The sequence below is a fragment of the Pantoea sp. Z09 genome (genome assembly GCF_022394795.1).
In the GTDB taxonomy this organism is placed as follows: domain Bacteria; phylum Pseudomonadota; class Gammaproteobacteria; order Enterobacterales; family Enterobacteriaceae; genus Pantoea; species Pantoea latae.
On record NZ_CP092373.1, the window covers coordinates 561,847 to 573,207 of the forward strand.

General features: G+C 58.7%; 10 protein-coding genes. 4 read left to right on the plus strand and 6 right to left on the minus strand.

The genetic code is table 11. The features are described from left to right. The 3 genes from rpoD to rpsU form a co-directional block, all read right to left on the minus strand. Complete coding sequence (gene rpoD / locus MC269_RS02860) at window positions 1-1,845, minus strand: RNA polymerase sigma factor RpoD (protein WP_081141414.1); 1,845 nt, start codon at window positions 1,843-1,845, stop codon at window positions 1-3. Window positions 1,846-2,322: 477 nt separating this feature from the next. After that, window positions 2,323-4,068, minus strand: coding sequence for a DNA primase (gene dnaG, locus MC269_RS02865; RefSeq protein ID WP_239953809.1), 1,746 nt, complete (start codon window positions 4,066-4,068; stop codon window positions 2,323-2,325). 118 nt (window positions 4,069-4,186) lie between these two features. Further along, window positions 4,187-4,402: a 30S ribosomal protein S21 gene (gene rpsU / locus MC269_RS02870; RefSeq protein WP_001144069.1), complete on the minus strand. Its 216-nt coding sequence runs from the start codon at window positions 4,400-4,402 to the stop codon at window positions 4,187-4,189. Between the two features lie 281 nt (window positions 4,403-4,683). Between rpsU and tsaD the strand changes: the two genes are divergently transcribed. Continuing rightward, entirely contained in the window at window positions 4,684-5,697 is a 1,014-nt protein-coding gene (tsaD, locus tag MC269_RS02875) for a tRNA (adenosine(37)-N6)-threonylcarbamoyltransferase complex transferase subunit TsaD (RefSeq protein ID WP_081141408.1), read from the plus strand. A gap of 25 nt (window positions 5,698-5,722) precedes the next feature. On the opposite strand, the gene plsY is transcribed toward tsaD, so the two are convergent. Beyond that, window positions 5,723-6,334, minus strand: coding sequence for a glycerol-3-phosphate 1-O-acyltransferase PlsY (plsY, locus tag MC269_RS02880; RefSeq protein WP_239953811.1), 612 nt, complete (start codon window positions 6,332-6,334; stop codon window positions 5,723-5,725). A 108-nt stretch (window positions 6,335-6,442) separates the two neighbouring features. Between plsY and folB the strand changes: the two genes are divergently transcribed. Further along, window positions 6,443-6,802, plus strand: a complete 360-nt coding sequence (gene folB, locus MC269_RS02885; RefSeq protein ID WP_081141402.1) for a bifunctional dihydroneopterin aldolase/7,8-dihydroneopterin epimerase — start codon at window positions 6,443-6,445, stop codon at window positions 6,800-6,802. Between the two features lie 193 nt (window positions 6,803-6,995). Further along, a complete protein-coding gene (bacA, locus tag MC269_RS02890; RefSeq protein WP_081141399.1) occupies window positions 6,996-7,814 on the plus strand; it encodes an undecaprenyl-diphosphate phosphatase in 819 nt (272 codons plus the stop codon). 18 nt (window positions 7,815-7,832) lie between these two features. Here the strand turns inward: bacA and MC269_RS02895 are convergent, their stop codons facing one another. Together MC269_RS02895 and MC269_RS02900 are read right to left on the minus strand one after the other, a co-directional pair. Further along, entirely contained in the window at window positions 7,833-9,065 is a 1,233-nt protein-coding gene (locus MC269_RS02895; RefSeq protein WP_239953813.1) for a multifunctional CCA addition/repair protein, read from the minus strand. A gap of 156 nt (window positions 9,066-9,221) precedes the next feature. Next, a complete protein-coding gene (locus MC269_RS02900; RefSeq protein WP_239953815.1) occupies window positions 9,222-9,842 on the minus strand; it encodes a TIGR04211 family SH3 domain-containing protein in 621 nt (206 codons plus the stop codon). A 206-nt stretch (window positions 9,843-10,048) separates the two neighbouring features. Between MC269_RS02900 and MC269_RS02905 the strand changes: the two genes are divergently transcribed. After that, window positions 10,049-11,359, plus strand: coding sequence for an inorganic triphosphatase (locus MC269_RS02905; protein WP_239953817.1), 1,311 nt, complete (start codon window positions 10,049-10,051; stop codon window positions 11,357-11,359). The last annotated feature ends 2 nt before the right edge of the window (window positions 11,360-11,361 follow it).

The window sequence follows — 11,361 nt, forward strand, 5'->3', positions numbered from 1 at the left end:
TTAGTCGTCCAGGAAGCTACGCAGCACTTCTGAACGGCTCGGGTGGCGCAGCTTACGCAGCGCTTTCGCTTCAATCTGACGAATACGCTCACGCGTCACGTCGAACTGTTTGCCCACCTCTTCCAGCGTATGGTCGGTGTTCATATCGATACCGAAACGCATGCGCAGCACTTTGGCTTCGCGCGCGGTCAGACCCGCCAGCACGTCGTGGGTGGCTGAACGCAGGCTCTCGGAAGTCGCAGAGTCGAGCGGCAGCTCCAGCGTGGTGTCTTCGATAAAGTCGCCCAGATGCGAATCTTCGTCGTCGCCAATCGGCGTCTCCATCGAAATCGGCTCTTTAGCGATTTTCAGCACCTTGCGGATCTTGTCTTCCGGCATCAGCATACGCTCAGCCAGCTCTTCCGGCGTCGGCTCGCGGCCCATCTCCTGCAGCATCTGGCGCGAGATACGGTTGAGCTTGTTGATGGTCTCAATCATATGCACCGGAATACGGATGGTACGCGCCTGGTCGGCGATAGAGCGGGTGATAGCCTGACGGATCCACCATGTCGCGTAGGTTGAGAACTTGTAACCACGACGGTATTCAAACTTATCAACCGCTTTCATCAGGCCGATGTTGCCTTCCTGAATCAGGTCGAGGAACTGCAGGCCGCGGTTGGTGTATTTTTTCGCGATGGAAATCACCAGACGCAGGTTCGCCTCGACCATCTCTTTCTTCGCACGACGCGCTTTCGCTTCGCCGATAGACATGCGACGGTTGATATCTTTCACCTGCTCGATGGTCAGGCCGGTCTCTTCTTCGATCTGATGCAGTTTTTGCAGACAACGCATCACATCTTCTTCAACTTCTTTCAGCTTCTCTGACCAGGGTTTATTCATGGCCAGCGCGGCTTTGAACCAGCTCTCGCTGGTCTCGTTGCCGGTGAACAGCGTGATGAAGTTTTTCTTCGGCATTTTGCACAGTTCAATGCACAGCTTCATGATGATGCGCTCTTGCGTACGCACGCGCTCCATCATCTCGCGCATGTTGTTAACCAGGTAGTCGAACTGCTTCGGCACCAGGCGGAACTGCTTAAAGACGTCAGAAAGGTTCTGGATCTCTTTTACTGCGTCAGCATGGCTGCGACCTTTGCTCTTGATGACGGTGCGGGTCGTTTCATACTGCGTGCGCAGTTCGACGAATTTCTCGCGCGCCAGCTCCGGATCGATAGAGTTATCGTCGTCGGAGTTGTCGTCTTCGCTCTCTTCGTCTTCATCTTCGTCGTCGTCGCGGTCTTCTTCAGACAGCTCAGAGCCGACGTGGGTGGCGGTAGGCGCCAGATCTTCTTCAGCGTTTGGATCCACGAAGCCGGTGATCAGGTCGGAGAGGCGAGATTCGCCCGCTTCGACTTTGTCGTACTGCTCCAGCAGATAGGTAATGGCTTCCGGATATTCCGCAACCGAACACTGTACCTGGTTGATGCCGTCTTCGATGCGCTTGGCGATGTCGATTTCGCCTTCGCGCGTCAGCAGTTCAACGGTACCCATTTCGCGCATATACATGCGCACCGGATCGGTGGTGCGGCCAATTTCAGATTCAACGCTGGATAACACCTGAGCGGCGGCTTCCGCGGCATCTTCGTCAGTATCGGCGCTGTTCTCATTCAGCATCAGATCGTCGGCGTCAGGGGCTTCTTCCACCACCTGAATGCCCATATCGTTAATCATCTGGATGATGTCTTCGATCTGATCGGAGTCGACGATATCTTCCGGCAGATGGTCATTGACCTCAGCATAGGTCAGATAGCCTTGCTCCTTACCACGGGTGACAAGCAGCTTAAGCTGTGACTGCGGGTTTTGCTCCATAAGACGGTATCCACACTTCTGTTAATTAGATTGGTGTCGGTCGGCAGCGAGCCAACTATAACAGTGAAGGCGTTATGTTATTGCCGCTGCCTTCGTCGCGGCCAGGGCTTTTGCCCCTCATATATCGGCACTTAAGCCGCTTTAAATATTTTTCGGGCCTGGCTTGTTCGCCATTTTCATCCCCGGCAGTGCTCGCACTCCTCACGTACTTCAGTACGCTCCGTGTGCTGCGCGCTGGCGGTGATGAAACTGACTTCACCGCCGAGGGCCCTGCTACCTTGCGCTCTGAACGGTAGGCTAGGCTTCGTCGCCCCAGTCGTGCTAACCGCGCGCACTGCCTGTCTATTGCTAAATTTGTCACGTCTCCGGCTTGGCTTATCGCGTCGCTCAGCCTCGGCTTGCGGCGCATCGCCCCAGAAACGAATGGGTCAGAGATGCGCTTTTGGCTACCCGCAACACTCTGACCCACTGAAAACTCTACTTTTTCGCCAGCGCCTGGCTTAACGTCCAGAATTCGCGGCGCTCTTCCGCGCTCAAACCCTGGGTGCGATCGCGTGCGATCAGCGCTTCCAGACGCTGCTCCAGCGCGGCGTCGTAAATACTCGCCAGCGAGTCGTGAAACACCGCTTCAACTTCCTCATCCACTATCATGTGGTTCCACGTGGCTAAGGTTTCAAGCATCTGGCTAAAATTTGTCCCGCGATATAACTCTAGTAGCTGTCCGGTGGTCAATCCAGGATTCTCATTGCAACGGCTGACCAATTCAGCAAAAAGCGGCAAGCCAGCCATTTTCACCTGCGCCAGCCCTTCAAGCGTCGGCACTCGCGTCGCCAGCTGCGGATTTTGCACCAGCAGCGCCACCAGCACGCGCATGGTGGTGCGCTTCAGCGGCGGCGCCGTCGGGGCCGCACCGCTGGCGGCCTGCTTCGGCATCAGCTTCTCTAACTGGTTATCGTCAAGAATGCCGAGTTTATTACCCAGTTCCTGACGCATATAGATGCGCAGGGTCTCGCCTGGGATCTGCGTAATCAGCGGCAGCGCCAGCGTGCTCAGGCGCGCTTTGCCGTCGCGCGTGCTCAGATCCACCTGCGGCAACAGCGAGTCGAACAGGAAAGAGGAGAGCGGCATCGCCTGCTCCATACGCGCTTCAAACGCCTCTTTACCCTCTTTGCGCACCAGCGTGTCCGGGTCTTCGCCGTCTGGCAAAAACATAAAGCGTAGCTGACGTCCGTCATTCATGTAAGGCAATGCGGTTTCCAGCGCGCGCCAGGCGGCTTCACGACCGGCGCGATCGCCGTCGTAGCAGCAGATCACCGTATCGGTGCTGCGGAACAGCAGCTGGATATGCTCCGCCGTGGTGGAGGTGCCCAGCGAGGCGACGGCATAATCAATGCCGAACTGCGCCAGCGCCACCACATCCATATAGCCTTCCACCACCAGCAGACGAGCAGGCTGCGGATGATTCTTTTGCGCTTCATACAGGCCGTAAAGCTGACGACCCTTATGGAAAATAGGCGTTTCCGGCGAGTTAAGGTACTTGGGCGTATCGTTGCCCAGCACGCGACCGCCGAAACCGATCACCCGCCCGCGCTTATCGCGGATAGGAAACATCACGCGCTCGCGGAAACGATCGTAGGTGCGGCCCTTGTCGTTGGAAACCAGCATGCCAGCCTCCATCAAAGAGTCGCGATCGTCTTTACTGGTGCCGAAACGCTTTAAAACGTTATCCCAGCCAGCCGGCGCGAAGCCGATGGCGAAATGCTCAATCACTTTGGCGCTTAAGCCGCGGTTGCTGAGATAGTCGCGCGCCGCGCGCGCATGGGACTGGGTCAGGCTTTGCTGGTAAAAACCGTTCAGGCTCTCCATCAGCTGATAGAGGCTCTGACGCTGATGGCGCTCCATCGGGCTCGGCCCGCTGCCCGCTTCATAGGGCACTTCCAGACCGTGCTGCGTCGCCAGCTCTTCGATACTCTCGACAAACTCCAGCCGATCGTAATTCATCAAAAAGTCGATGGCATTGCCGTGCGCGCCGCAGCCAAAGCAGTGATAGAACTGCTTTTCGCCGTTTACGGTGAAAGAGGGCGTTTTTTCATTATGGAAAGGACAGCACGCATGGAAGTTCTTACCCTGCTTTTTCAGCTTAACGCGGGCATCGATAAGATCCACGATGTCCGTGCGGGCAAGCAGATCGTTGATAAAGACGCGTGGGATTCTTCCAGCCATAAGCCCCAAATTTTCAGCTCATAAACGGCAACAAGCCGCGCTTCCTTTCGGAAAGCACGGCCTCTTACGTGACTCTGTCTGCGCTTAACACGCGGTGGAGGCGAACCTCCGGAAGAACTTAGTACAGACGAGTGCGGCGTGCGTTTTCGCGAGCCAGTTTCTTGGCGTGACGCTTAACTGCTGACGCTTTAGCGCGCTTACGTTCTGTGGTCGGTTTTTCATAAAACTCACGACGACGAACTTCAGCCAGAACGCCTGCTTTCTCGCAGGAACGCTTGAAGCGACGCAGTGCTACGTCGAACGGCTCGTTTTCACGTACTTTAATTACCGGCATGTAACTCTCACCTCGATAAAATTCGGTTTTTGCTGCTGACTGCGGCGCCAGCACATTTCAAAATGGTGCAGCATTTTACTCCAACGTGAGTCGGTTTGTAAAGCACCATGGACAATTAAGAACCAACAGGAGCGTTTGCCGATGCGGCTGCGGGTTTTTTTCAAGGGTGCGGAGTATAGCGCACTCTTTGCGCGCCACGAAATCACTTTTTGCAGCGAAAGCGTCGACGGACAAAGGTGTTGCTATGCTACACTGCGCGCCGCAAGTAAGAGGTAAGCGCTATGCGAATTCTGGGTATTGAAACATCCTGCGATGAAACTGGCATCGCAATCTATGACGACGAAGCGGGCCTGCTCGCCAATCAGCTTTACAGCCAGGTGAAACTGCACGCGGATTACGGCGGCGTGGTGCCGGAACTGGCGTCGCGCGATCACGTGCGCAAAACCGTGCCGCTGATTCAGGCGGCGCTGAAACAGGCGAACCTGCAGCCGCAGCAGATCGACGCCGTCGCCTATACGGCGGGTCCGGGTCTGGTCGGCGCGCTGCTGGTCGGCGCCACCATCGGCCGCTCGCTCGCCTTTGCGTGGAAGGTGCCCGCGGTTCCCGTCCACCATATGGAAGGCCATCTGCTGGCGCCGATGCTGGAAGAGAACCCGCCGGCGTTCCCGTTCGTGGCGCTGCTGGTCTCTGGCGGACATACCCAGCTGATCGGCGTCACCGGCATCGGCGAATATACGCTGCTGGGCGAATCCATCGACGACGCGGCGGGCGAAGCCTTTGATAAAACCGCCAAGCTGCTCGGGCTGGACTATCCCGGCGGACCGATGCTGTCGAAGATGGCGCAGCAGGGCGTCGCCGGGCGTTTCACCTTTCCGCGCCCGATGACCGATCGTCCCGGGCTCGACTTTAGCTTTTCCGGCCTGAAGACCTTTGCCGCCAATACCATTCGCGAAAATGCGGACGACGCGCAGACGCGCGCCGATATCGCCCGCGCCTTCGAGGATGCGGTGGTCGATACGCTGATGATCAAGTGCAAGCGCGCGCTGGATCAAACCGGCTTTAAGCGGCTGGTGATCGCGGGCGGCGTCAGCGCCAACCGCACGTTGCGCGAGCGCATGGCGCAGATGATGCAGGCGCGCGGCGGCGAGGTGTTCTACGCTCGTCCGGAGTTCTGCACCGACAATGGCGCGATGATTGCCTATGCAGGCATGGTGCGTCTGAAAGGGGGCACACGCGGCGGGCTGGGCGTCAGCGTACGGCCGCGCTGGCCGCTGGCGGAACTGCCTGCCATCTGATGGAAAAAAGCCGGCATCGCCGGCTTTATTTTTTCTCTTCGCGCGCTTTTTTGCGCTTCCAGATTTTACTCTCCTGTCCGCGCCACAGCCGCTGAATATTGTCGTGATGACGCAGCAAAATCAGACATGACAGCATCGACACCGGAAAGGTGAACTGCGGCTTAAACCACCAGACGTAGAAAGGTGCAATCAGCGCGCTGACGATAGCGCCCAGCGACGAGTAGCCGCTCAGCAGCACCGTCAGCAGCCAGGTGCCGGTCATCAGCCCGGTTAAGTCCCAGCCGATTGGCGCGATAGCGCCCAGCGCGGTGGCCACGCCTTTGCCGCCGCGAAAGCGAAAAAAGAGCGGATAGATATGGCCGAGACAGGCGGCGATGGCGGTCAGGCCAAGATAGAGCGGCGCGAGATGCAGCAGATAGGCCAGCCAGACCGGCACCATGCCTTTAAGAATATCGAAAACCAAAACGCAGGCCGCTGCGGCTTTGCCGCCGATGCGCAGCACGTTGGTCGCGCCAGGATTGCCAGAACCCTGAGTGCGCGGATCGGGCAGTCCGGCGACTTTGCACACCAGAATGGCGCTCGAAATCGAACCGCAAAGATACGCGAAAAAAATCATAACAGGCGCGATAGCACTCATATTACCGTACCGTTTCCTATAGGGTCGTTTTGTCTTCGTTAACCGTGGATAATACGCATTATATGCCGGAAGTGGTATCCGGCTTAGCCAAAAACAGAGACTGCTATCATGGATATCGTTTTTATCGAACAACTCACGGTGTACACCACCATTGGCGTTTACGACTGGGAACAGGGCATTCAGCAGAAGCTGGTGCTCGATGTCGAAATGGCGTGGGACAACCGCCAGGCGGCGCGCAGCGACGATGTAAACGACTGTCTGAGCTATGCCGACGTCTCTGAGGCGATCCTGACCCACCTCAGCGGCACGCGCTTCGCGCTGGTAGAGCGTGTGGCGGAAGAGATCGCCGATCTGCTGATGACGCGTTTCAACACGCCGGGCGTGCGTATCAAGGTCGCCAAACCGGGCGCGGTGGCGCAGGCGGCGCAGGTTGGCGTGCGCATCACGCGCGGGACAATTCCTAAATAGGATAGATGTGATTGCCATCACAATGAAACCAAACCAAATTATTGCTTGTCATAACTGGCGCCGCTGCGTTGAGAAACGCGACGTCGCCTGAAGCCTTAAGGTTTCCCTCAGGCAGACAATGGCAAAATTTCAGGCGGAAGCATCTTCGCGACCGCCTTTTTAATGGGTTTGAAACGGATATAAGGAAAATGTGATGGCAGATATTCATCAGCTTTGGGTGGCTGCAATCCTGGGCATCGTGGAGGGGCTGACGGAGTTTCTGCCGGTCTCCTCAACGGGGCACATGATTATTGTCGGCCACCTGCTGGGCTTCGAAGGGGATAAAGCAGAAACCTTCGAAGTGGTGATTCAGCTCGGATCGATACTCGCCGTCGTGGTGATGTTCTGGCGTCGTCTCTTTGGCCTGATCGGCATTCACTTCGGCGAAGTGAAGCACGAAGGCGTAGGCCGCGGGCATCTGACGCTGATCCACATCCTGCTGGGGATGATCCCGGCGGTGGTGATCGGGCTGGTGCTGCATGACCAGATCAAAACGCTGTTCAACCCGATTAACGTTATGTATGCGCTGGTGGTCGGCGGTGTGCTGCTGCTGGCAGCGGAATACCTGAAGCCGAAACAGCCGAAAGCGGTCGGCATCGACGACATCACCTATCGTCAGGCCTTTATGATCGGCTGCTTCCAGTGCCTTGCGCTCTGGCCGGGCTTCTCTCGCTCCGGCGCCACCATTTCCGGCGGCATGCTGATGGGCGTCAGCCGTTACGCGGCCTCGGAGTTCTCCTTTATCCTCGCCGTGCCGATGATGATGGGCGCCACCGTGCTCGACCTCTATAAAAGCGTCGGCTTCCTGACCATGAGCGACTTCCCGATGTTCGCCGTCGGCTTCGTCACCGCCTTTATCGTGGCGCTGATTGCAATCAAAGCCTTCCTTGAGCTGATCAAACGTATCTCGTTCGTCTCGTTCGCCATCTACCGCTTTATCGTGGCGGCCGCGGTGTACGCGCTCTTTATGTAACGCCTGCGCGGCCAGCCATCAGGCTGGCCGCATCTCCGCAATGCCCTGCGCCACGATAGCGATGCGACGTCGCGTCAGCTCTTCCCGCACCTCTGCGCCTTTGAAACCCGCCTCGATCACCGCTTTGGTCGGCACCGACTGCGCCAGCGCAAACGCCTGTCGCAGGTAATCGCCCTGCGGATAGGCCATGCTCTCCAGCCCGGCGCGGCCGCGCGCGTCCGCTTCGCTGGTGAGAGCGATCTGCTCAACCCGCTGCGGCTTACGCCACGCGTCGATGCGGTCGAACAGCGCCACTAAGGCGTCGGCGCTCTGGCGCTCAATGGTATGCACGATATCGTGAAATTCCGTGACGAGCAGCGCCAGATCGCGAATGGCGTTCGGCACGCGCAGGCGCTGGCAGAGCGCTTCCACCAGCGGCACGCCCGCCGCGCCGTGGCCGTGATGGCTCGGCCACTTCTCCGGCGGCGTCAGCGCCTTGCCGACGTCGTGGAACAGCGTGGCGAAACGCACCTCCACCTCGTCCGACAGCGACGCCGCCAGCGTCAGCGTCATCAGGGTATGCACGCCGGTGTCGATCTCCGGGTGCCACTTCGCCGGCGCGGGAATGCCGAACAGCCGGTCAAGCTCCGGAAACAGCACCGCCAGCGCGCCGCAGTCGCGCAGCGTCTGGAAATAGACCTGCGGATTGCGCGAGGTCAGCGCTTTCTCCGTCTCTTTCCAGACGCGCTCGGCGGTAAGGTGGCCGAGCTCGCCGCTCGCCGCCATCTGGCGCATCAGCGCCTGTGTCTCGTCAGCGATGCGGAAATTAAGATGGGCAAAACGCGCGGCGAAGCGGGCCACGCGCAGCACGCGCAGCGGATCTTCGTTAAAGGCGTCAGAAACGTGGCGCAGCAGGCGCGCCTGCAGATCGCGCTGTCCCTGAAAGGGATCGATGAGATCGCCGTTGTCCGCCTGCGCAATGGCGTTGATGGTGAGATCGCGGCGTTGCAGATCCTGTTCCAGCGTCACGTCCGGCGCGGACCAGGTCACAAAGCCGGTGTAGCCGTTACCGCTTTTGCGCTCGGTGCGCGCCAGCGCGTACTCTTCACGGCTGTCAGGATGTAAAAAAACCGGAAAATCGCGGCCCACCTGCTGAAAGCCCTGCGCCTGCAGCGCGTCAGGCGTCGCGCCGACCACGACCCAGTCCCGGTCTTTAACCGGCAGGTTTAGCAGCGCATCGCGAACGGCGCCGCCGACTAAATAGGTCTTCACTCAACTACTCCAGAGATAAAAATGAAGGCGCGCCGCCCAAAATTATTCAGCGCGCCTGTTGCTCTATTGTTGCACACAATCGCCAGATTGCAGGCATGACAAAGAGGGCATCAAAGGATGCCCTCAGGCTGCTGAACGCGTCACGCGGAGAAAGGCTTAGTTCATCCAGCGATCTTTTTTCTTGCGGCGCGGCACCATATGCGGCAACACCAGCCCCAGCAGCAGGCCGACGCCCAGTACGCCGCCGCCATACATAAACCACTGCATGATGATGGTGCGCTGCTTGTCGTCCAGCTGAACGTTGGCGGCGCTGACTTTTTTCTGCGCCACGATCAGCTCGTTTTTCAGCTTCTGGTTTTCCTCTTTCAGCCCGTTGATGACGCTGTCGCTGTTGGCGACTTTGTTCTGCATCTCTGAGGTGCGCTGGTTCCAGCTGTTGTCAATATTGCCCAGCTTGGCGGTAAGATCTTTGACCTGCTGCTCCAGCTGCGGCACGCGCGTGCGCAGGCTCGGCTCGGCGCTGAGCTGCGACAGCGGGATCCAGGCGGTACGGCCCTCTGAATCGCGGATCTGGCCGTAGTGGGTGTCATTATTGGTCTGCACCAGCTGCACTTCTTCGCCCGCGTTCAGCTTGCCGAGCAGGCGATACTGATCGCCCGGCCCGGTGCGAACCCAGGTGGATAATTCGTCAGAGATGTAGCGTTTTTCGTCGGCATGAGCTGGAGCGAGCGCGCTGAGAGTCAGCAAGGTAAGGCCTGCGATTACAATTTTTTTCATTCGATGTCGTTTTAGCTTGGGGTCTGTAAATTTACCGGCACAGTCTGGAACCGCCTCGCATAAATCTGAATGAGAACTATCCTGGTCTCATTTCCCTGCGAAAAGGGTAGCGAAAGCGCAAAGAAAGCAGAGACAGCCCGCCTTCTGTGCATTACTCTTCGCCAGATAATCCTCGTAAGTGCCAGCAGCGTATTGAATAAAAAATTATGACCATCGAAATCGAATTAAAGTTCATTGCCACGCCCGACGCCGCCAGCAAACTGGCGCAGACCCTCGCTGATTTTCCCCATCAGCATCAGGCCGCGCGCGCGTTAAGCAACACCTATTTTGAAACCGACGACAACCAGCTGCGTCGCTGGGATATGGGCCTGCGCATTCGCGGCGTAGACGGTCATTACGAAATGACGCTGAAAACCGCCGGAAAAAGCCTCGGCGGCCTGCATCAGCGCGCGGAATATAATATCGACCTGCCCGACGCCACGCTGGATATTGCCCGGCTGCCCGCCGAGGTCTGGCCGCAGGGTACCGATGTCGCCGCGCTGCAGGCGCGCCTGCAGCCGCTGTTCAGCACCCATTTCCAGCGTGAAACCTGGCTGGTGCAGACCGGCGAAAGCGAAGTGGAAGTCGCGTTCGATCGCGGCGCGGTCGCGACCGAGACCCTGAGCGAAGATCTGTTTGAAGTCGAGCTGGAGCTGAAAAGCGGCCAGCGCGGCGACATGATGACCTTCGCCCAACAGCTGATCGGCATGGGCGGCCTGCGTCTCGGCAGTCTGAGCAAGGCGGCGCGCGGCTATCAGCTGGCGCAGGGCAATCCGCCGCGTCCGCTGCGGCCGTTCCCGCTGCTGAAAGCCGCGCCGAAAGCCACGGTGGAAGAGGGGATGGTCACCGCGATGTCGGGCGCGCTCAGCCACTGGCAGTATCATGAAGAGGTGTGGCTGCGCGGTAACGCCGAGGCGCAGCGCAGCGTCGTTGAGGCGCTGGAAGCGCTGCGTCAGGCCTTTTCACTGTTCGGCGCGCTGGTGCCGCGCAAGGCGAGCAGCGAGCTGCGTCAGAAACTCACCACGCTGGAAGAGACGCTCGCCGAGCCGGTTAAAGACGCACAGGCGCTGAGCTTTTCCGCGCTCTCAGTAGAAACCCAGTTGGCGCTCACTCACTGGCTGGTGGAGTCGCAGTGGCGACGCTGGATCGATGCGAAAAACCAGGCGAAGCTCGACGGCTCCTTTAAGCGCTTCAGCGACATTATGCTGAGCCGCATCGCCGCCGATCTGAAAGAGACCTTCAGCGACGTGCAGCAGCCCAACGAATACCACGACAAGGCGACGCGCCTGTCGCGTCAGCTGCTGGCGGTGCATCTGCTGGCTGGCGCCTACGCGCCGGAAGCGGTGGCCGTCTGGCTGGCGCCATGGCAGGAGCTGCAAACTTCTATTGCGCAACATCAGGATCGCTGGCTGCAATCGCTGGCGGCTCAGGCGATGCGTCAGCCTGCTTTCTGGCTCAACAGCAGCACGCCGCGATGATC

Bases quoted from the DNA above. Each gene is read 5' to 3' on its own strand.
- tsaD (WP_081141408.1), top strand. From the start codon at position 4,684: ATGCGAATTCTGGGTATTGAAACATCCTGCGATGAAACTGGCATCGCA.
- rpsU (WP_001144069.1), bottom strand. From the start codon at position 4,402: ATGCCGGTAATTAAAGTACGTGAAAACGAGCCGTTCGACGTAGCACTG.
- MC269_RS02900 (WP_239953815.1), bottom strand. From the start codon at position 9,842: ATGAAAAAAATTGTAATCGCAGGCCTTACCTTGCTGACTCTCAGCGCG.
- folB (WP_081141402.1), top strand. From the start codon at position 6,443: ATGGATATCGTTTTTATCGAACAACTCACGGTGTACACCACCATTGGC.
- MC269_RS02905 (WP_239953817.1), top strand. From the start codon at position 10,049: ATGACCATCGAAATCGAATTAAAGTTCATTGCCACGCCCGACGCCGCC.
- plsY (WP_239953811.1), bottom strand. From the start codon at position 6,334: ATGAGTGCTATCGCGCCTGTTATGATTTTTTTCGCGTATCTTTGCGGT.
- bacA (WP_081141399.1), top strand. From the start codon at position 6,996: ATGGCAGATATTCATCAGCTTTGGGTGGCTGCAATCCTGGGCATCGTG.
- dnaG (WP_239953809.1), bottom strand. From the start codon at position 4,068: ATGGCTGGAAGAATCCCACGCGTCTTTATCAACGATCTGCTTGCCCGC.
- rpoD (WP_081141414.1), bottom strand. From the start codon at position 1,845: ATGGAGCAAAACCCGCAGTCACAGCTTAAGCTGCTTGTCACCCGTGGT.